This is a genomic window from Pseudomonas xantholysinigenes (assembly GCF_014268885.2).
Lineage (GTDB): Bacteria > Pseudomonadota > Gammaproteobacteria > Pseudomonadales > Pseudomonadaceae > Aquipseudomonas > Aquipseudomonas xantholysinigenes.
Map to the genome: position 1 here is coordinate 5353518 of NZ_CP077095.1, position 21147 is coordinate 5374664.

At 65.4% G+C, this 21147-nt stretch carries 18 protein-coding genes; 5 read left to right on the forward strand and 13 right to left on the reverse strand.

The features are described 5' to 3' along the window. The first annotated feature begins 379 nt into the window (after positions 1-379). Entirely contained in the window at positions 380-1756 is a 1377-nt protein-coding gene (locus HU772_RS23810; protein ID WP_186660632.1) for a glutamine synthetase family protein, read from the forward strand. Positions 1757-1907: 151 nt separating this feature from the next. Here the strand turns inward: HU772_RS23810 and argA are convergent, their stop codons facing one another. Both argA and argE read right to left on the reverse strand, forming a co-directional pair. Next, positions 1908-3206: an amino-acid N-acetyltransferase gene (gene argA / locus HU772_RS23815; RefSeq protein ID WP_186660631.1), complete on the reverse strand. Its 1299-nt coding sequence runs from the start codon at positions 3204-3206 to the stop codon at positions 1908-1910. Positions 3207-3331: 125 nt separating this feature from the next. Then, complete coding sequence (gene argE / locus HU772_RS23820; RefSeq protein WP_186660630.1) at positions 3332-4474, reverse strand: acetylornithine deacetylase; 1143 nt, start codon at positions 4472-4474, stop codon at positions 3332-3334. 128 nt (positions 4475-4602) lie between these two features. On the opposite strand from argE, the gene HU772_RS23825 reads away from it, so the two are divergent. Further along, positions 4603-5982 carry a CYTH domain-containing protein gene (locus HU772_RS23825; protein ID WP_186660628.1) on the forward strand — a complete coding sequence of 460 codons (1380 nt, stop codon included), beginning with the start codon at positions 4603-4605 and terminating at the stop codon, positions 5980-5982. A gap of 93 nt (positions 5983-6075) precedes the next feature. On the opposite strand, the gene HU772_RS23830 is transcribed toward HU772_RS23825, so the two are convergent. Beyond that, positions 6076-6546 carry an Lrp/AsnC family transcriptional regulator gene (locus HU772_RS23830; RefSeq protein WP_134688923.1) on the reverse strand — a complete coding sequence of 157 codons (471 nt, stop codon included), beginning with the start codon at positions 6544-6546 and terminating at the stop codon, positions 6076-6078. 125 nt (positions 6547-6671) lie between these two features. Here HU772_RS23830 and HU772_RS23835 point away from each other — a divergent pair, with 125 nt between their 5' ends. The 3 genes from HU772_RS23835 to HU772_RS23845 all read left to right on the forward strand — a co-directional run bounded on the left by HU772_RS23835 (position 6672) and on the right by HU772_RS23845 (position 9188). Further along, complete coding sequence (locus HU772_RS23835; protein ID WP_186660626.1) at positions 6672-6998, forward strand: ACT-like domain-containing protein; 327 nt, start codon at positions 6672-6674, stop codon at positions 6996-6998. A gap of 100 nt (positions 6999-7098) precedes the next feature. Then, positions 7099-8781 (forward strand): GspE/PulE family protein, encoded by a 1683-nt coding sequence (locus HU772_RS23840; protein WP_186660624.1) that lies wholly within the window; start codon positions 7099-7101, stop codon positions 8779-8781. Positions 8782-8873: 92 nt separating this feature from the next. Then, positions 8874-9188, forward strand: coding sequence for a DUF2388 domain-containing protein (locus tag HU772_RS23845; RefSeq protein WP_186660622.1), 315 nt, complete (start codon positions 8874-8876; stop codon positions 9186-9188). Between the two features lie 233 nt (positions 9189-9421). Here HU772_RS23845 and gcvP read toward each other — a convergent pair whose 3' ends face one another. From gcvP to HU772_RS23895, 10 genes are all read right to left on the reverse strand, one after another. Then, positions 9422-12295 carry an aminomethyl-transferring glycine dehydrogenase gene (gene gcvP / locus HU772_RS23850; protein ID WP_186660620.1) on the reverse strand — a complete coding sequence of 958 codons (2874 nt, stop codon included), beginning with the start codon at positions 12293-12295 and terminating at the stop codon, positions 9422-9424. Between the two features lie 184 nt (positions 12296-12479). After that, entirely contained in the window at positions 12480-12863 is a 384-nt protein-coding gene (gcvH, locus tag HU772_RS23855) for a glycine cleavage system protein GcvH (RefSeq protein ID WP_186660618.1), read from the reverse strand. A 49-nt stretch (positions 12864-12912) separates the two neighbouring features. After that, a complete protein-coding gene (gene gcvT / locus HU772_RS23860; protein WP_186660616.1) occupies positions 12913-13995 on the reverse strand; it encodes a glycine cleavage system aminomethyltransferase GcvT in 1083 nt (360 codons plus the stop codon). Between the two features lie 124 nt (positions 13996-14119). Continuing rightward, positions 14120-15742, reverse strand: coding sequence for an ABC transporter permease (locus tag HU772_RS23865; RefSeq protein WP_186660614.1), 1623 nt, complete (start codon positions 15740-15742; stop codon positions 14120-14122). A gap of 161 nt (positions 15743-15903) precedes the next feature. After that, entirely contained in the window at positions 15904-16905 is a 1002-nt protein-coding gene (locus tag HU772_RS23870; RefSeq protein ID WP_186660612.1) for an extracellular solute-binding protein, read from the reverse strand. Positions 16906-17059: 154 nt separating this feature from the next. Then, the gene (locus HU772_RS23875) at positions 17060-17275 is read right to left on the reverse strand and encodes a TOBE domain-containing protein (protein WP_003255829.1); all 216 of its coding nucleotides are present in this window, start codon (positions 17273-17275) and stop codon (positions 17060-17062) included. Between the two features lie 30 nt (positions 17276-17305). Further along, on the reverse strand, positions 17306-18118 hold the full coding sequence (ssuB, locus tag HU772_RS23880) for an aliphatic sulfonates ABC transporter ATP-binding protein (protein ID WP_186660698.1): 813 nt from the start codon (positions 18116-18118) through the stop codon (positions 17306-17308). Continuing rightward, the gene (gene ssuC / locus HU772_RS23885; protein WP_186660610.1) at positions 18118-18915 is read right to left on the reverse strand and encodes an aliphatic sulfonate ABC transporter permease SsuC; all 798 of its coding nucleotides are present in this window, start codon (positions 18913-18915) and stop codon (positions 18118-18120) included. The genes ssuB and ssuC overlap by 1 nt, the downstream gene beginning before the upstream one ends. Before the next feature lie 10 nt (positions 18916-18925). Further along, on the reverse strand, positions 18926-20074 hold the full coding sequence (gene ssuD / locus HU772_RS23890; RefSeq protein WP_186660608.1) for an FMNH2-dependent alkanesulfonate monooxygenase: 1149 nt from the start codon (positions 20072-20074) through the stop codon (positions 18926-18928). Positions 20075-20134: 60 nt separating this feature from the next. Further along, entirely contained in the window at positions 20135-21100 is a 966-nt protein-coding gene (locus HU772_RS23895; protein ID WP_186660606.1) for a sulfonate ABC transporter substrate-binding protein, read from the reverse strand. Positions 21101-21147: the final 47 nt, after the last annotated feature.

Consider the following 21147-nt stretch of genomic DNA (forward strand, 5'->3'; position numbering starts at 1 on the left):
CGGCGCCCTGTTCGGGCAGGCGTGCAATGACCGGACGGTAACCGGGAGATGTACCTGAACGCACCGTGCATGCGGTGCTGGCAGGTCTCGACAGGCGGACCATGTGACCCTCGTATTATTGTGTTCTGGGTTGTGACCGAGCTTAGCCTCGTTCATTTTTTTACACAACTCCTCCGTAAAAAATAAAACACGGCCTGCTCGGGATAACCCTTCAGGACGAAAATAGCGGATAATGGCACGCCCCGATATGCGGCAAATCTGCCGTAGATGTGCCATTTAAGGGCATCATGGGGCTGGCTTGACTTCACCTGGTCTTTCCGATTGACTGGGGTTGCAAGCCCCCCTTGATTGATATTTTTAACAACAAAGGTGTTGCATCATGTCGGTACCCCCGCGTGCCGTTCAGCTTAACGAAGCGAACGCGTTCCTTAAGGAACATCCTGAGGTTCTCTACGTTGACCTTCTGATTGCAGATATGAATGGTGTGGTGCGCGGCAAGCGCATCGAGCGCACCAGCCTCCACAAGGTTTACGAGAAAGGCATCAACCTGCCGGCCTCCCTCTTCGCCCTGGATATCAACGGTTCGACCGTCGAAAGCACCGGCCTTGGCCTGGACATCGGCGATGCCGACCGCATCTGCTATCCGATCCCAGACACACTCTGCAATGAGCCGTGGCAGAAACGCCCGACCGCCCAGTTGCTGATGACCATGCACGAGATCGAAGGCGAGCCGTTCTTCGCCGACCCTCGTGAAGTGCTGCGCCAAGTGGTGAGCAAGTTCGACGAGCTCGGCCTGACCATCTGCGCCGCGTTCGAGCTGGAGTTCTACCTGATCGACCAGGAGAACGTGAACGGCCGCCCGCAGCCGCCGCGCTCGCCGATCTCGGGCAAGCGCCCGCAGTCGACCCAGGTCTACCTGATCGACGACCTCGACGAATACGCCGACTGCCTGCAAGACATCCTCGAAGGCGCGAAGGAACAAGGCATCCCCGCCGACGCCATCGTCAAGGAAAGCGCCCCGGCCCAGTTCGAAGTCAACCTGCACCACGTTGCCGACCCGCTCAAGGCCTGTGACTATGCGGTGCTGCTCAAGCGCCTGATCAAGAACATCGCCTACGACCATGAAATGGACACCACCTTCATGGCCAAGCCCTATCCGGGCCAGGCAGGCAACGGCCTGCACGTACACATCTCCGTGCTGGACAAAGATGGCAACAACATCTTCACCAGCGAGGATCCCGAGCAGAACGCCGCGCTACGTCACGCTGTCGGCGGTGTGCTCGAGACCCTGCCCGCCTCGATGGCGTTCCTCTGCCCCAACGTCAACTCGTACCGCCGTTTCGGCGCCCAGTTCTACGTGCCCAACGCACCGAGCTGGGGCCTGGACAACCGTACCGTGGCCCTGCGCGTACCGACCGGCTCGCCGGACGCGGTGCGCATCGAGCACCGCGTGGCCGGCGCCGACGCCAACCCGTACCTGCTGATGGCGGCCGTGCTGGCCGGCGTGCACCATGGCCTGGTCAACAAGATCGAGCCGGGCGAGCCGATCGAAGGCAACTCGTACGAGCAGTTGGAGCAGAGCCTGCCGAACAACCTGCGCGATGCCCTGCGCGAGCTGGACGACAGCGAGATCCTCAACAAGTACATCGATCCGAAGTACATCGACATCTTCGTCGCGTGCAAGGAGAGCGAGCTGGAGGAGTTCGAACACTCGATCTCCGACCTCGAGTACAACTGGTACCTGCATACCGTGTGAATAAAAACGCCGCCCACAAGGGCGGCGTTTTTCATTCCGTTCGGTGTCGCCTGCTTCGCGGGCAAGCCCGCTCCCACAGGTATAGCGCCAGCCCCAAGGCCTGTGCAGTACCTGTGGGAGCGAGCTTGCCCGCGAAGAGGCCGGTACAGGCTTACAGGGATTTCTCGAAAATCTTCGAATTACGCTGGTAGTTGTACAGCGAAGCCCGCGCCGCCGGCAGCTGCTCCACACCACAAGGCGCAAAGCCTCGTTCGCGGAACCAGTGCGCGGTACGGGTCGTGAGCACGAACAGGGTCTTCAACCCCAACTGTCGCGCCCGCGTCTCGATGCGTTCGAGCAACTCGTCGCCACGCCCACCATGACGGTACTCCGGGTTAACCGCCAGACACGCCAGCTCCCCCGCCTCGGAATCGGCGATCGGGTACAGCGCCGCGCAGGCGATGATCATGCCCTCGCGCTCGACTACGCTGAACTGCTCGATCTCACGCTCCAGCACCTCGCGAGAACGCCGCACCAGGATGCCCTGCTCTTCCAACGGACTGATCAGGTCGAGCAAACCACCGACATCGTCGATGGTCGCCTCACGCACCACCTCGAACTGCTCCTGGGATACCAAGGTGCCACCGCCACCACGGGTGAACAGCTCGGTCAGCAACGCGCCGTCCTCGGCATAGCTGACGATATGACTGCGCGCCACGCCCCCCTTGCAGGCCTCGGCGGCGGCATCGAGCAATTCGCCCTGATAGTCGCTGCCCAAACGCAGCAAGTGCGGGCCGATATGCTGTGGACGCAGTTCGCGCACCAGTTGCCCCCGCTCATCCAGCAAGCCCGGCTCGGCGCCGAACAACAGCAGCTTGTCGGCCCCCAGCTCGATGGCCGCGCGCGTGGCGACGTCCTCGCAGGCCAGGTTGAAAATCTCGCCGGTGGGCGAATAGCCCAGCGGCGACAACAACACGATGGAACGTTCGTCGAGCAGGCGGCTGATGCCTTTGCGGTCGACCCGCCGCACTTCGCCGGTGTGGTGGTAGTCGACCCCTTCGAGCACGCCGATCGGCCGTGCGGTCACCAGGTTGCCGGACGCCACCCGCAGGCGCGAACCCTGCATCGGCGAAGCCGCCATGTCCATCGACAGGCGCGCCTCGATGGCCAGGCGCAAAGCGCCGACCGCGTCGATCACGCAATCGAGCGTCGCCGCGTCGGTGATGCGCATGCCGCGATGGTAGTGCGGGGTCAGGCCGCGGGCGGCCAGGCGGCTTTCGATCTGCGGGCGCGAGCCGTGGACCAGCACCAGCCGCACGCCGAGGCTGTGCAGCAGTACCAGGTCGTGGACGATGTTGCCGAAATTCGGGTGCTCAACGCCGTCGCCCGGCAGCATGACCACAAAGGTGCAGTCGCGGTGGGCGTTGATGTAGGGAGAAGCATGGCGCAGCCAGTTGACGTAATCGGGCATGACAGGGCCTGTGGATAAGTGAACGGAGAACGAAAAGGCGCACAACGTTCGAAAGTCATCGTCGGAACAGGCTTGCGGTCACGCGCGGTCTCCTCTAGGCAGAAACGAATCAGGTCAGTGGACGTTTAGCTCAGGCAATAGTGCCGGATCAGCTCACGCAATAGACGCACGGTAGGCTCGATACGTGACATTTCAAGGTATTCGCCAGGCTGGTGGGCACAGGCGATGTCGCCCGGGCCGAGCACGATGGTCTGGCAGCCAAGCTGCTGAAGATAAGGCGCTTCGGTGCCGAAGGCCACTGCTTCGGCGCGATGGCCGGTCAAACGTTCGGCCACTTTCACCAGCTCGCTGTCGGCGGCCTGTTCGAATGCAGGCACCTCTGGGAACAGCGGCGCGTAGTCGATGCGCACGTCATGACGCTCGGCCAGCGGTTGCAGCTTGGCCCGGATGGCGGCGCGCAACGGCTCTGCATCCATGCCTGGTAGCGGTCGCAGGTCGAACTCCAGGGCACACTGGCCACAGATGCGGTTGGGGTTGTCGCCACCGTGGATGCAACCGAAGTTCAGGGTCGGGGTAGGCACGCTGAACTGGGGATTGCGGTACTTTTCCTGCCAGCCCAGGCGCAGTGCCATCAACTCGCCCATCACCGCGTGCATGGCCTCCATGGCGCTGCGCCCCAGGCTGGGATCCGACGAATGGCCACTGCGCCCGAGGATATCGATGCGCTCCATGAGGATGCCTTTGTGCATACGGATCGGCTTGAGCCCGGTGGGTTCGCCGATCACCGCTGCCCGGCCGAGCGGCTGGCCGGCTTCGGCCAACGCCCGGGCGCCGGACATGGAGCTTTCTTCGTCACAGGTGGCGAGGATCAGCAAAGGTTGCTTGAAGTCGTGTTCGAGCAGCGGGATCACCGCGTCGATGACCAGGGCGAAGAAGCCTTTCATGTCGCAACTGCCCAGCCCTACCCAGCGGCCATCGACCTCGGTCAGCTTGAGCGGGTCGCTGCTCCATAGTTGTGGATCGTAGGGTACGGTGTCGCTGTGCCCGGCCAGCACCAGGCCGCCCGGGCCGGTGCCACGGCTGGCCAGCAGGTTGAACTTGCCGGGCGTGACCTGCTGGATTTCGCAGGCAAAGCCCAGATCGCCGAGCCAGCCGGCCAGCAGGTCGATGACAGGGCGATTGGACTGATCCAGCGCGGCCTGGGTGCAACTGACCGAGGGCGTGGCGATCAGGGCGGCGAACTGGTCTTTCAGCGACGGCAACGGCATGCACGAACTCCTCGAAAGCATGAAGGGCATCATAGCAATGAGGCCCCTTTACCTGGCAATCCACAGAATTCTCTTGGCACAAGTGCGGTAGACTGCCCGACAACGATGCCCCTCCTTCCGAGCCCGCGATGCACAAAGAAACCGAACTCAAACTCCGCGCCAGCCGCGAGACCCTTGCCGCCCTGCGCGAGCACCCCCTGCTGAAGAAGCGCAACAAGTCCGGCTGGCAGACCCGCGAACTGCTCAACCAGTACTTCGACACCCCCGAGCGCGACCTGTCCGCCGCCCGTGTCGCCCTGCGCCTGCGCCGTGACGGCGAGGCCATCATCCAGACCCTCAAGTGCCGCGGCCAGAGCGTGGCCGGGCTGTCCGAGCGCAACGAGTACGAATGGTCGCTGGACAAGGTCAAGCTGGACCTGAAGAAGCTCGACGCCACCTGCTGGCCCGAACAATTGGCCGGGCTCGACAAGAAGACCATCAAGCCGCTGTTCACCACCGACTTCACCCGCGAGTACGCCGAGATCGCCTGGGGCCGCGGCAAGGCCAAGGTAGTGATCGAAGCGGCCATCGACCAGGGCTTTGTCATCGCCGGCAAGCGCAAGGAAGAAATCTGCGAGCTGGAACTCGAACTGCGCGAGGGCGCACCGGAGGCGCTGCTGGAGCTGGCCGCCGAGCTGTCGGCGAGCCTGGCGCTGATGCCTTGCGACATCAGCAAGGCCGAGCGCGGCTACCGCCTGCTCGACCCGGACAGTTACGAGCTGGGCCTGCCGGGCACCGAGCTGGACGCCGAGATGCCGCTGGACGACGCCTACGCCGCCCTGGCCTGGCAACTGCTGGGCGGCAGCCAGCGCCTGGCCGAGCAATATCGCCACAATGGCCACTGGCGCCTGCTGCAGGACTGGGTGAACAACCTGGCCGAACTGCGCGCCCTGACCGCGAGCCTGGGCCAGGCCGCGCCGCGTCCGACCACCCGGGCCTTGCGCGCCAGCCTCGACGCGCTGCTGGAAGACTGGCGCCCGCTGGTACAGGCCGGCAACGACGACGAAGACATCCGTCGCGCCGCCCCCGAGCAGTTCGCCGAAGAGCTGGAGGACCCACGCTGGGGCCAGTTCTCGCTGGAAACCGCACGCTGGCTGACCGCGCGGGCCTGGACCGTTGAGCGCAAGGGCCGTGGCGAGCGCCAGGGCAAGGCGCAGCTGGCCAGCTGGCTACAGCACCAGCTCGGCGAGGAAGCCCGCGCCCTGAAGCTGCCGCTCTACGTGCAACGCCCCGAGGACCTGGCCGAGCAACTACCACGCATCGAAGGCATCCAGGCCTGGCTGCACCATGCCCGCCAGGTGCTCGAGCTGCCGCAGCTGGACCGCTTGTATGGTGAGCTGAACAAGCTGCACCAACTGGCCGAGCAACCGCTGGGCGAGGAAGACAAGAGCGAGCTGCTGGAAGCACGCATCGAGCAGGCCCGCGCCATCGAGCAGAACCGCGCCTGGAAGCACCTGCTCAAGGCCTGATGGCGCAACCCAACCTGTAGGAGCCACGCGGTGGATGGCACCGGCTTCGCCGCTGTTCGCCGGCAGGCCGGCTCCTACGGGCTGTGTTCGCGCTCAGCGCCCCAACGGCAGGCTCGTGGTGCTCTTGATTTCCGACAGCGCCACGATCGAATTCACTTCCTGAATCCCCGGCACGTTCGACAGCTTTTCGAAGAAGAACCGTTCGTACGCCTCGATATCCGAGGTCACGATGCGCAGCAGGAAATCCACCGCGCCCATCAGCACATAGCACTCCAGCACTTCAGGAAAGCCGCGGATCGCCTCGGTGAATTCGGCGAAGTTCGAACGCCCGTGGGCATTGAGCTTCACCTCGGCGAAGATCTGCGTATTGAGCCCAACCTTCTTGCGATCCAGCAACGTCACCTGCCCACGAATCACCCCCTCCTCCCTCAGGCGTTGAATACGCCGCCAGCAAGGTGACTGCGACAGGCCTACACGCTCGGCGATCTGCGCACTGGATAACGAGGCGTCTTCCTGCAGCAGTTCCAGAATGCGCCGATCATAAGCGTCCAACTCGCCAAGCATTGATAATCCTCCAAAATAACTTTTAACGAATTAAACAATTCGCAAATAACCGAAATACCTGAATCATAGCGAAGAAATGCCCCGCGCGAGCTGCAAGAATTTCTCCACTTCCGCGGAGACCCAGCATGAACGCACTCGAACGCCCCCTGATCTCGCCCCGCCTCGATGCCTGGGCCGCCAACGCTGTCCACTGCACCGTGCACTACCGTTTGCAGGCCGATGCCGAACCGGACAGCCTGTGCCGTGTGCTCAACCTGTTCGCCCTGCAGTTCCTCACCCCCCACAGCGTCAACGTGAGCCAGCGCGACGACCTGCTGGACGTGGCGATCGGCGTCGGCGGCCTGAGCTGGCACCGCGCCGAGGTGATCGCCCAGAAACTGCGCAACCTGGTCTGCGTCAGCGAGGTCTGCCTGGCGAACCTGCCACAACTGGTGGAGGTCGCCAGCCGCTGAAACCTGGTGCGGGTAACGTCCGGAAATCCTTTGCTCCGACACTGACGTCCCCGCCCGGCTAGCCTTGCCCAGGCCTTCGCAGCCCGGCCAGGACGCCCCCATGCTCGCCAATGACCACCATGACCTCGACCTCAATCACCTGCTGGACGCCCTGCTCGCCGAACGGCTGATCGCCCCCGGCACGGCCCTTGCCGCACTCGAGCGGGCCAAGGCGCGCCCCGCCGATCATCCCCTGGAGTTGATCGCCGAGCTTGCCGAGCCAGACCCACGCCACCCTGGCCGCCAGCTGGACCTGGAGGCCCTGTGCCGCTGGCTGGCCGAACGAGTGGGCCAACCGTTCATGACGATAGATCCCCTGCAAGTCGACCTGGTACGCATCGCCGGGCTGATGTCGGCAGCCTTCGCCCAACGCCATGGCATCCTCGCCGTGGCCGTTGACGAACACAGCGTCACCGTCGCCAGTGCCCAGCCCTACCAATCGGACTGGGAAGCCGACCTGGGCCGCAGCCTGGGCAAGACCGTGCGTCGGGTACTGGCCACGCCCCGGCAGATCCGCCAACTGCGTCCGACCTTCCTCGGCCTGGCCCAGTCGGTGCGAGGCGCGGGCCAGGGGCAGTCGGTACGCCTGGGCGAGCTGGAGCAACTGCTCGAACTGGGTGCCCAGCAACCCCAGGCCAACGCGGACGATGCCCATATCGTGCACATCGTCGACTGGATGCTGCAGTACGCCATCGAACAGCGCGCCAGTGATATCCACCTGGAACCTCGCCGGGACCAAGGCCAGCTACGCCTACGCATCGATGGCCTGCTGCATGCGGTGTATGCGTTTCCGGCGGGCGTTACCCTGGCGATGGTCAGTCGCCTGAAACACCTGGGCCGCATGAATGTCGCCGAAAAACGCCGGCCACAGGATGGCCGCCTGAAATCCCGCCTGGCCGGCGGGGCCGAGGTCGAACTGCGGCTGTCCACCCTGCCCACCCCGTTTGGCGAAAAACTGGTGCTGCGCCTGTCCGACCCTCAGCAGCAGCACGACAGCCTGGAAACCTTGGGCCTGGAAGGCTCGCTGCTCACGCAATGGCTCACCCTGTTGCAACGGCGCCAGGGCATGCTGCTGGTGACCGGCCCGACCGGTTCGGGCAAGACCAGCACCCTCTATGCCAGCCTCCGGCACCTGGCCAGCCCCCAGGTGAACCTGTGCAGCATCGAGGATCCGATCGAGCGCCTGGAGCCCATGATCAATCAGTTGCAGGTCCAGCCCAGCCTGGAGCTGGACTTCGCCAGCGGCGCCCGTGCCCTGCTGCGCCAGGATCCGGACATCATCATGATCGGCGAGATCCGCGACCGCGAAACCGCCCAGGTAGCCGTGCAGGCGGCGCTCACCGGGCACCTGGTGCTGTCGACCCTGCACACCCAGGATGCCTGTGGCGCGATCACCCGCCTGCTGGAGCTGGACGTGGCCGACTACCTGATCAAGGCCACCCTGCTCGGGGTCATGGCCCAACGCCTGGTACGCACGTTGTGCCCTCTTTGCCGCAACGGCGGGGCTCGGCAAGGCCAGGCCTGCCAGCAGTGCCGGGGTACAGGGTTCCATGGCCGCACCGGGCTATTCGAACTGCTTGAGGTCAGCGCCAGCCTGCGCGAGCGGATCAGCCCCGCCAGCGACCTCGCGGCCTTGAGGCAACAGGCCGTGGTAGACGGTCTGCGTGATCTGCAACGGCATGGCAGGGACAAGGTCGCTCAAGGCCGCACCAGCCTCGAAGAGGTCCTACGGGTCTGTGGATAAGTAATAAATCCCCTTTGTGAGTGGGAACTTGCGGCCCTCGGTCGTGATCAAATCGGCATCTCAACCGCCCTCATCCACCGAGGTGATACATCATGCGTTTCAAAACAGCCATCGCAGCCACCGTCCTGTTGTCGCTGCCCCTGGGCTCCGCCATGGCCGACACGTTCTGGCGCAACATCATCTCCTCCGGTGCCACCACCGCCTCGACCTATCTGACCTTCAAGGACCACAAACTGATCGTCGCCGCCCAGGACGATGCTGGCAGCTTCGTCGCCAGTGACGGCGCGATTCGGGGTCCGTTCCTGGAGGCCGCGATGCGCCAGGTGCGCGCCGACAACCCAGGCATCCAGGCCAGCGACATGGAACTGGCCAACGCGATCCTCGCCAAGAATGCAGTAGCGCAGTAACCGTCCAGCGCCCACGGCGATTGCGCGGGATTTCAAATCCTGTGGGTGCGGGCTTGTCGGACCGCCGCACCGCCACGAAGTAAGCGACGCGGTGCCTGGCACCGGCTGCGCCGGTGTTCGCGGCTAAAGCCGCTCCCACAGGGATCGCTCTAGCTTTAGCAGTCGAGCAAGACAGTTGCGCCCACAGGTACAGCGCAAGCTTGAGATTTTGCCCAATCCTGTGGGAGTGAGCCTCAGCGATACGCCTCCAGCGGCACGCACGCACAGAACAGGTTACGGTCCCCATACACGTTGTCGACCCGGTTCACCGCCGGCCAGTATTTGTGCTGACGCGTGTGCGCACTGGGGGCAATGCCCTGCTCGAGCGCATAGGGCCGGGTCCAGGGCGCCAGCACGTCGGCCAGTGTATGCGGCGCATGCTTGAGCGGGTTGTCCTCGGCCGGCCAACTGCCCTCCTGCACGGCGGCGATTTCCGCGCGGATCGCCAGCATCGCCTCGACGAAACGGTCCAGCTCGGCCTTCGACTCGCTCTCGGTAGGCTCCACCATCAGCGTGCCCGGCACTGGGAACGACATGGTCGGGGCATGGAAGCCATAGTCCATCAGGCGCTTGGCCACATCCTCCTCGGTGATCCCGGTCAACGCCTTGAGCGGACGCAAATCGAGTATGCATTCATGGGCCACCCGCTGGTTACGCCCGCGGTAGAGCACCGGGTACGCGTCACGCAGCTGGCTGGCCAGGTAGTTCGCCGAGAGGATCGCCACCTCGCTGGCATCGGCCAATTGCGGCCCCATCATGGCGATGTACATCCAGCTGATCGGCAAGATGCTCGCACTGCCCCAGGGCGCGGCGCTGACGGCACTGTTGTTCGGATCGAGCCCCGGCACCGGCACCACCGGGTGGCTGGCGACGAACGGCTTGAGGTGGGCGCGGATACCGATCGGCCCCATGCCCGGGCCACCGCCACCGTGGGGAATGCAGAAGGTCTTGTGCAGGTTCATGTGGGAAACGTCGGCGCCGATATCCGCTGGCCGCGCCAGCCCCACCTGGGCATTGAGGTTGGCGCCGTCCATGTACACCTGGCCGCCGTGCTGGTGCACCACCTCGCAGATTTCGCGAATACCTTCCTCGTACACGCCGTGGGTCGACGGGTAGGTGATCATCAGGCAGGAAAGGCGCTCGCCAGCCTGACGCGCCTTGGCCTTAAGGTCATCGAGGTCGACGTTGCCCGCCTCGTCGCACTCGACGATCACCACCTCCATGCCGGCCATCTGCGCCGACGCCGGGTTGGTGCCATGGGCCGACGACGGGATGAGACAGAGCGTGCGTCCAGGCTGGTGGCGGCTGCGATGGTAGCGGGTGATCGCCATCAGCCCGGCGTACTCGCCCTGGGCGCCGGAGTTCGGTTGCATGCAGATGGCATCGAAGCCAGTGATGGCGCACAACCAGGTTTCCAGCTCGTCGATCATCGCCTTATAGCCCTGCACCTGCGCCGCCGGGGCGAATGGATGCGGCTGGGCGAACTCGGGCCAGGTGATGGGGATCATCTCGCTGCTGGCGTTGAGCTTCATGGTGCAGGAACCCAGCGGGATCATCGACTGGTTGAGCGCCAGGTCCTTGTTCTCCAGCTGCTTGAGGTAGCGCAGCATCTCGGTTTCGCTGTGATGCAGGTTGAACACCGGGTGCTGCAGGATCGGCGAACGCCGCACCAGGGTGCCGGGGATACCCTCGGGCAGCGCCAGCTGGTCGAGGCTGGCGATGTCCAGGCCGTGATCGACACCGAGGAAGATGTCGAACAGCTTGAGCACGGTGGCCTCGTCACAGGTCTCGTCCAGGCTCACGCCCAGGTGACCACGGCCGAGGATGCGCAAGTTGATGCGGGCGTGCTCGGCGCTTTCCAGGATCGCCGCCTGGGTGCCGCCGACGTCCAGGGTCAGGGTGTCGAAGAAGTGCTGGTTGAGGCGTTTGATGCCCTTGGCCTCGAGCCCGGCGGCGAGGACGAAGGTCAATCGGTGCACGCGCTGGGCGATGCGCTGCAAGCCCTCGGGGCCGTGATACACGGCATAGAAGCCGGCCATGTTGGCCAGCAGCACCTGGGCGGTGCAGATGTTGGAGTTGGCCTTCTCACGGCGAATATGCTGCTCGCGGGTCTGCAGGGCCATGCGCAGGGCGGTGTTGCCACGGGCGTCGCGGGACACGCCGATGATGCGTCCGGGCATGGCCCGCTTGTACTCGTCGCGGCAGGCAAAGTAGGCCGCGTGCGGGCCGCCGAAGCCCATGGGCACGCCAAAACGCTGGGTCGAGCCGAGCACCACGTCGGCACCCAGTTCGCCCGGCGGCGCCAGCACCACCAGGCTGAGAATATCGGCAGCCACGCAGGCCAGGGCTTGCTGAGCATGCAACTGGTCGATCAGCGGGCGCAGGTCACGCACCTCGCCGTGGGTGTCTGGGTATTGCAGCAAGGCCCCGAACACCGAGTGCTTGGCAAGGTTATCCACAGCATCGACGATCAACTCGAAACCGAACCCTTCAGCGCGGGTTTTGAGCACCGACAGTGTCTGTGGATGGCAGTGCTCGTCGGCGAAGAAGGCGTTGCTCTTGTTGCGCGCCACCCGTTTGGCCAGGGCCATCGCCTCGGCGGCGGCGGTGGCTTCGTCGAGCAGCGAGGCGTTGGCCAGGGCCAGGCCGGTGAGGTCGATGACCATCTGCTGGAAGTTCAGCAAGGCCTCCAGACGCCCCTGGGCGATCTCGGGTTGGTAGGGCGTGTAGGCGGTGTACCAGCCTGGATTCTCCAGTACATTGCGCAGGATGACCGTGGGCGTAATGGTGGCGTGGTAGCCCATGCCGATCAGGCTGGTCCACAGCTGGTTCTGCGCGGCATAGCCGGCGAGCTTGGCCAGCGCGGCCTGTTCGTCGAGGGCCGGAGGTAGGTCGAGCAGGCGGTTGAAGCGAATGCCCGGAGGCACCGTCTGCTCGATCAGTTCGTCGCGACTGGCGATGCCGAGGGCCTCGAGCATGGCCTGCTGCTCCTGGGCATCAGGCCCCAGGTGGCGACGCAGGAAGGGGTTGCTCTCTTGCAGCTGACGCAGGGATGGCGACTGGGACATGGCGATCATCTCTTCCTGGACCAGTTCTCATGGAGACTTACAAGTCTAGGAAGGATTGCCGAATGTGCGGGGATTATTGCATTGGCCGTGCAGGCCTCATCGCGGGGCAAGCCCGCTCCCACGCATGGAGCACATGGTCATGGCGTCGTGGGAGCGGGCTTGCCCCGCGATGAGGCCGTTCCTGTCACTCGCCGATCAGGGCTGCGTAACCAGCGGCATCCAGCAGCTTGTCCAGCTCGGACTTGTCGCTTGGCTTGAGCTTGAAGATCCACGAATCATAGGGTCCTTCGTTGAGCAGCTCCGGGCTGTCGGTCAGCTCTTCGTTGACGGCGATCACTTCACCGCCAACCGGCGCGTAGATATCCGAGGCAGCCTTCACCGACTCCACCACGCCAGCGGCGTCGCCGGCGGCGAACACCTTGCCGACTTCGGCCAGTTCGACGAACACCACATCACCCAGCGCCTCCTGGGCATGGTCGCTGATGCCCACGGTCACCGTGCCATCGGCTTCCAGGCGGGCCCACTCGTGGCTTTCGGCAAAACGCAGGTCGGCGGGGATTTGGCTCATTGTCTTGTATTCCTCGTAATGGGTCAGCGGTCGGCCCGCCGTTAAGTATTCAGATCAGGATCTTGCCATGGCGCACGAAGGTCGGCTTGACCACCCGCACCGGGTACCACTTGCCACGGATCTCCACCTCGGCGCGATCGCCGGTGGCCATGGGCACCCGTGCCAGGGCAATGGACTTGCTCAGCGTAGGCGAGAAACTACCACTGGTGATCTCCCCTTCGCCAATCCCGGATACACGGACCACCTGGTGGGCACGCAACACGCCGCGCTCCTCGAGCACCAGGCCGACCAGTTTTTCCTTCACGCCCTGCTCGATTTCCGCCAGCAGCCCGGCACGTCCGATGAATTCGCGAGCGGCCGGCTCCCAGGCGACGCTCCAGCCCAGGTTGGAGGTCAGCGGGGTATGGGCTTCATCGATGTCCTGGCCGTACAGGTTCATGCCGGCCTCCAGGCGCAGGGTGTCACGGGCGCCCAGGCCGCTTGGGGCGATGCCGGCGCCGACCAGGTCGTTGAAGAACGCCGGGGCTTGCTCGGCCGGCAGCATGATTTCCAGGCCATCCTCGCCGGTATAGCCGGTGCGTCCGATGAACCAGTCACCTTCGGCCATCCCTTCGAACGGGCGCAGTTCGCGAATCAGCGCGGCGCGCGGCGCACTGACCAGCGCAGCGACCTTGTCCCGGGCATGCGGGCCCTGGATGGCGAGGATCGCCAGCTCTGGGCGGTGCTTGAAATCGGCCTTGAAACCTTCGCTGCGTACCCGCAGCCAGGCCAGCACCTTGTCGCGGGTGGCGGCGTTGGCCACCAGGCGGTAGCCGTCTTCGGTGCGGTAGGCGATCAGGTCGTCGATGACCCCACCCGCGTCGTTGAGCAGCGGGCTGTAGAGGGCTTTGCCGGGGCTTTCCAGGCGCGTCACATCGTTGGCCAGCAGGTGTTGCAGCCACGCAGTGGCGGCACAGCCATCGATGTCGATGACGGTCATGTGGGAGACATCGAATACCCCGCAGTCACTGCGCACCTGGTGGTGCTCCTCGACTTGCGAGCCATAGTGCAGGGGCATGTCCCATCCGCCGAAATCGACCGTCTTGGCGCCAAGCGCCAGGTGCAGGTCATACAGAGGCGTACGCTGTCCCATGGGTTTCTCCTTCCGGGCGTGGCGAGGCGGCGGCGGTCGGCGATGTTCAAGCATCACCTGTTTTTGTAGGACCCGTCGCTGCGAATGCCGCGCATTGTAGCCGCAAGGGCGCCGCGTGGCACCCTCAGCGCGGTTGCCCCGGACGTTGCGCCGAACGGCGAATCAGGCCGATCACCGGTAGCAGGCCAACCAGCACCAGGGTCAGCGCCGGCAATGAAGCACGCGCCCATTCGCCCTCGCTGGTCATCTCGAACACGCGCACGGCCAGGGTGTCCCAGCCAAACGGTCGCATCAGCAAGGTCGCCGGCATTTCCTTGAGCACGTCGACGAACACCAGCAAGGCGGCGCTGAGAGCACCGGGCACCAGCAACGGCAGATACACCTTGAAAAACAATCGTGGGCCGGCGACCCCAAGGCTGCGCGAGGCCTCCGGCAGAGACGGGCGGATCCGCTCCAGGCTGCTTTCCAGCGGACCATAGGCCACGGCAATGAAGCGCACCAGGTACGCCAGCAGCAAGGCCGACAGGCTGCCCAGCAACAGCGGCTTGCCTGCGCCGCCCAGCCATTGCGACAGCGGAATCACCAGCTGGTTGTCCAGGTAGCTGAACGCCAGCATGATCGACACCGCCAGCACCGAGCCAGGCAACGCGTAGCCCAGGTTGGCCAGGCCAACCCCGGCACGAATACCCCCGGTCGGCGCCTGGCGCCGGGCGAAGGCCAGCAGCAATGCCACGCAGACCGTGATCAACGCGGCCATGGCGCCCAGGTAGAGGGTATGCATGACCAACCCGAGATAACGCTCGTCCAGGTCATGCCGGCCGCGCTGCCAGCACCACGCGAGCAACTGCAGCATCGGGATCACGAAAGCGCAAGCGAATACCAGCAGGCACCAGCCACTGGCCGCCAACGCCTTGAGCCCACGCAGGTGGTACAGCGCCTGCCCGCGCGGGCGCTCGTTGGCGCTGCGGCTGGCGCCACGGGCGCGCCGCTCGCCGTACAGCACCAGCATCACCGCCAGCAGCAGCAGGCTGGCCAGCTGCGCCGCGCTGGACAGGCTGAAGAAGCCGTACCAGGTCTTGTAGATCGCGGTGGTGAAGGTGTCGAAATTGAACACTGCCACCGCCCCGAAATCGGCCAGGGTCTCCATCAGCGCCAAGGCGATACCCGCACCGATGGCCGGTCGTGCCATCGGCAGCGCCACCCGCCAGAACGCCTGCAAAGGCGACAAACCCAGGACCCGCGCCGCTTCCATCAGGCCCTTGCCCTGGGCCAGGAAAGCGCTGCGCGCCAGCAGGTAGACATAGGGGTAGAACACCAGCACCAACACCGTGATCACCCCGCCGGTGGAGCGCACCCGCGGCAGGCGCATCGGGCCGAAGGCCTCGCGCAGCGAGGTCTGCACCGGGCCGGCAAAGTCCAGCAGGCCGACGAAGACGAATGCCAGCACATAGGCGGGGATGGCGAACGGCAGCATCAACGCCCAATCCAGCCAGCGCCGGCCTGGGAACTCGCAGAGGCTGGTGAGCCAGGCCAGGCTCACCCCCAGCACGGTCACGCCGACGCCCACCCCCAGCACCAGCGTGAGGGTATTGCCCAGCAGGCGGCTCATCTGGGTGTCGAGCAGGTGCGACCAGATCTGTGTGTCGACCGATTGCCAGGACAGCAGCAGGACGCTCAGTGGGAGCAGGACCAGGGCGGCGGTCAGGGAGACTGGCAGGTACCAGCGGCGTTGGGGGGTGTGGGGCAATGCAGGAGTCTCGGTTGCAGGTGGCGACCGCTGTGCGGTCGTTCGCGGCTAAAGCCGCTCCCACAGGGATCGCGCCAACCTGCCAGGCAGCGCAGAACCTGTGGGAGCGGCTTTAGCCGCGAAGGGGCCCTTGAGGGCCCCGCAAGGATAAGCGCTGAAACTCAGTTCCAGCCAGCCCGGTCCATCAGGCGAATGGCCTCGGCCTGGCGCTTGCCAGCCACTTCCACCGGGATGCTGTCGGCCTTGAAGCTGCCCCAGGCCGCCACTTCCGCGGACGGTTTCACCTTCGGGTTGGCCGGGAATTCCTGGTTGATATCGGCGAACAGCTTCTGCGCTTCTTCGCCGGTCATCCACTCCACCAGCTTCTTCGCCGCTTCCGGATGCGGTGCATGCTTGGTCAGGCCGATGCCCGACAGGTTCACGTGCACGCCACGGTCAGCCTGGTTGGGCCAGAACAGCTTCACCGGCAGGTCGGGTTTGTCCTTGTGCAGGCGGCCGTAGTAGTAGGTGTTGACGATGCCCACGTCGCACTGGCCGGCAGCGATGGCCTGGAGTACCGCGGTGTCGTCGGAGAACACATCGGTGGACAGGTTGTTGACCCAGCCCTTGATCAGCTTCTCGGTCTCGGCCTCGCCGTGGTTCTCGATCAGGGTGGCGGTCAACGACTGGTTGTAGACTTTTTTCGCCGTGCGCAGGCACAGGCGGCCTTCCCAGTGCTTGTCGGCCAAGGCCTCGTAGGTGCTCAGCTCTTCGGGTTTGACCCGATCGGTGGAGTAGGCGATGGTCCGCGCGCGCAGGCTCAGGCCGGTCCAGTCATGGGACGAGGCGCGGTACTGCGCGGGGATGTTCTGGTCGATGACCGTCGACTTGATCGGCTGCAGGATGCCCATCTGCTCGGCCTGCCAGAGGTTGCCGGCATCGACGGTCAGCAGCAGGTCGGCCACGCCGTTCTGCCCTTCGGCCTTGATGCGCTGCATCAAGGGCGCTTCCTTGTCGGTGATGAACTTGATCTTGACGCCGGTCTTGGCGGTGTAGGCGTCGAACACCGGCTTGATCAGCTCGTCGATGCGCGAGGAATACACCACCACTTCGTCCGCCGCCTGGGCGGTGCCACCGAACAATGTGAGGGCCAGGGCGGCCAGAAGAGGCTTGCGGGGCAACATCGGGAGTACTCCTCGCTGATTTCAAAGGTGTAAATGGTAGTGAATCCCATTTTCCCGCTCATCTGCGACGCAGTTACCAGATGTTGCAAAGGCCTGCCGACGCTCACGCGATAGCAATACCTCGTGGACGTCGGCAGCCCGACAAACATGGCCTTCACAGCTTGGCGATGGAGACCTCGGTCGATTTGACGAAGGCGATCACCTCGCTGCCGACTTGCAATTCCAGCTCGCGCACGGAACGGGTGGTGATCACCGAGGTGACGATGCCGGAGGCGGTCTGCACGTCGATTTCCGACAGCACCGGGCCTTCGAGGATTTCTTTCACGGTGCCTTTGAACTGGTTGCGAACGTTGATGGCTTTGATGGTCATGGCGTTATTCCTTTTGCGGTCTTCGTAGGTTCAATGGGCCCAACGCAACTGCGTGGGCAAAGGGGCTACAGGTTCCGGTTCGGGCGGGGTGCCCGGCACGGACAGGACACGGTTGAGCACTTCGCTTTCCAGCGCCGCCAGGCGGTGCGAACCGCGCACCCGCGGTCGTGGCAGGTCGACCGCCAGGTCCAGGCCGACGGCGCCGTCCTCGATCAGGATCACCCGGTCGGCCACGGCAACGGCTTCGCTGACGTCGTGGGTGACCAGCAGCACGGTGAAGCCATGCTGGCGCCACAGGCGCTCGATCAGTTGCTGCATCTCGATACGGGTCAGTGCATCCAGCGCGCCCAATGGCTCGTCCAACAACAACAGACGCGGCTGGTGGATCAGCGCGCGGGCCAGGGCCACCCGCTGTTTCTGGCCACCGGAAAGCGCCGCCGGCCATTCGTGGGCGCGCTCGGCCAGGCCGACCGCCTCCAGGGCCTCCAGGGCGCGCCGGCGCCAATTGCCGGTCAAGCCCAGGCCGACGTTGTCGATGACTTTCTTCCAGGGCAGCAGGCGCGCGTCCTGGAACATCAGCCGGGTGTCTTCACGAGCCTCGGCCAACGGCGCGGCGCCGGCCAGCAGCTCGCCGGCACTGGGCTGGTCGAGCCCGGCCAACAGGCGCAGCAAGGTGCTTTTACCGCAACCGCTGCGGCCGACGATGGCGACGAACTGGCCAGCCGGAATGTGCAGGTCGATGCCGCGCAGCACTTCACGCTGGCCAAAGGTGCGCCGCAGACCATTGGCCGCGAGCGGGATGCCGGGCAGCAGGCGCGGCGGCCGTTCCTTGAGCACGGTCATCATGCGCCCTCCTTCCTGGCCACCTGGTACGCCGGGTGCCAGCGCAGCCACACGCGCTCAAGGCCACGAGCCGCCAGGTCGGCAAGCTTGCCGAGCACGGCGTACAGCACGATCGCCAGCACCACCACGTCGGTCTGCAGGAACTCCCGGGCGTTCATCGCCAGGTAGCCGATGCCAGCATTGGCCGAGATGGTCTCGGCGACGATCAGGGTCAGCCACATGAAGCCCAGGGCGAAGCGCACGCCGACCAGGATCGAGGGCAAGGCGCCCGGCAGGATCACCTGGCTAAATAGCGCGAAGCCCGACAGCCCATAGCTGCGCGCCATCTCCACCAGCGCCGGGTCGACGTTGCGGATGCCGTGGTAGGTGTTGAGGTAGATGGGGAACAACGTCCCCAGCGCCACCAGGAAGATCTTCGCCGACTCGTCGATGCCGAACCACAGGATCACCAGCGGGATCAGTGCCAGGTGCGGCACGTTGCGGATCATCTGCACCGAGCTGTCGAGCAGGCGCTCGCCCCAGTTCGACAGGCCGGTGACGAAGCCCAGCACCAGGCCGATGGCGCCGCCAATGACGAAGCCCAGGCCGGCGCGCCAGCCACTGATGGCCAGGTGGGTCCAGATTTCGCCGCTGCGCACCAGCTCGACGCCGGCCGCGACCACCGCGCTCGGCGCCGGCAGAATGCGCGTCGACAGCCAGCCGGCGCTGACCGCCAGCTGCCACACGGCCAGCAGCAGCACCGGCAGGGCCCAGGGGGCCAAGCGTTGGCGCCAGGTGCTTGAGGGTGCATGACTCATGGCCGGGCCCTCAGCTCTGCGCCACGGACTTGGGCAGGATGTCGTTGGCCACCATTTCCCCGAACGGGCTGACGTAACCACCGGTCTGCGCCTGCTCCGGGCGCTGCACGTCCAGATGCGGGAACAGCAGTTCGGCGACGCGGTACGACTCCTCGAGGTGGGGATAGCCGGAGAAGATGAAGGTGTCGATGCCCAGTGCCGCGTATTCCTTGACCCGGGCGGCGACGGTCGGGCCATCGCCCACCAGCGCGGTGCCGGCCCCGCCACGCACCAGGCCGACGCCAGCCCACAGGTTCGGCGCGACCTCCAGCTTGTCGCGCTTGCCGCCATGCAGCGCGGCCATGCGCTGCTGGCCAACCGAGTCGAAACGCGCCAGCGAGGCCTGGGCACGGGCGATGGTGTCGTCGTCCAGGTGCGAAATCAGCTTGTCGGCGGCGGTCCAGGCTTCGTCGTTGGTTTCCCGCACGATCACGTGCAGGCGAATGCCGAAGCGCACTTCACGGCCCTGGGCCGCGGCTTTCTCGCGCACCTGGGCGATCTTCTCGGCCACGGCGGCCGGCGGCTCGCCCCAGGTCAGGTACAGCTCGACCTGCTCGGCGGCCAAGTCCTGGGCGGCCTCGGACGAACCACCGAAGTACAGCGGCGGGCGTGGCTGCTGGATCGGCGGATAGAGCAGCTTGGCGCCCTTCACCTGGATGTGCTTGCCGTCGTAGTCGACCACCTCGCCTTCGAGCACCTTGCGCCAGATGCGGGTGAACTCCACCGAGGCTTCGTAGCGCTCCTGGTGGTTCAGGTGCAGGCCATCGCCCGCCAGTTCGTCCGGGTCGCCGCCGGTGACCAGGTTGAACAGCGCGCGGCCATTGGACAGGCGGTCCAGGGTGGCGGCCTGGCGCGCGGCGACGGTCGGCGAGATGATCCCCGGGCGCAGCGCCACCAGGAACTTCAGGCGCTCAGTCACGGGGATCAGCGAGGCGGCGACCAGCCAGGAGTCCTCGCATGAGCGCCCAGTGGGGATCAGCACGCCGCCAAAGCCGAGGCGGTCGGCGGCCTGGGCGATCTGCGTCAGGTAACCGTGGTCGACGGCGCGGGCGCCTTCGGTGGTGCCCAGGTACTTGCCGTCACCGTGGGTAGGAAGGAACCAGAAGATGTTCAGGCTCATTGGAGTTGTCTCCTCAGGGGTGGCGAGGGCCGGGGCGACGCCCCGGCGCAGGCGAATCGTTCAAGGCGCGCTGGCGACCTTGGCCGGGGGTGTCCAGATCACGTCCTTGATGCTCAAGGGTTTGGGAATCAGCTTCAGGGCCTGGAAGGTGTCGGCGATCTTCTGCTGCGCGGCGACCACCTCCGGGGTCAGCGGCGCGGCGCCGTAGCCCTGGCGCTTGACCGAGGTGAGAGTGATGTCGGCGGGCAGGCCGAGCAGCGGCGCGACCTGGTCGGTGACCTGCTGCGGGTTGGCCTGGGACCATTCGCCCACCGCGCGCACTTCCTCGACCAGGGTGTTGATCACCGCCGGGTGCTGGGTCGCATAGCTGCGAGTGGCGAGGTAGAACTGATGGTTGTCGACCAGGTCCTTGCCGTCGCGCAGGGTGCGAGCCTGCAGCTGTTGCTCGGCCGCGGCCTGGTAGGGATCCCAGATCACCCAGGCATCCACGCTGCCGCGCTCGAAGGCAGCGCGAGCGTCGGCCGGGGGCAGGTAGACCGGCTGGATATCGCTGTACTTGAGGCCGGCGTCTTCCAGGGCGCGGACCAGCAGGTAATGCACGTTGGAGCCTTTGTTGAGGGCGACCTTCTTGCCCTTGAGTTCCTTGACCGACTGGATCGGCGAGCCCTTGGGCACCAGGATCGCCTCGCTGTGCGGGGCGGGTGGCTCATAGGCGACATACAGCAGGTCGGCGCCGGCGGCCTGGGCGAACACCGGCGGGGTCTCGCCGGTGACGCCGAAGTCGATCGAGCCGACGTTCAATCCTTCGAGCAGTTGCGGGCCGCCGGGGAACTCGGTCCATTGCACCTGGATGCCCTGCTCGGCCAGGCGCTTCTCCAGCGAGCCCTTGGCCTTGAGCAGCACCAGGGTGCCGTATTTCTGGTAACCGATGCGCAGGCTCTCAGCCTGGGCCTGGGTGATGGCGCCGAACGATACAGCCGCCGCGAACAGGGCGACCAGACCGCGACGCAAGAAGACTGTGCGCATGGCGCTCTCCTGTGCGAGTGGGTTCGGGTAGCACCTGCTTGCCTCGT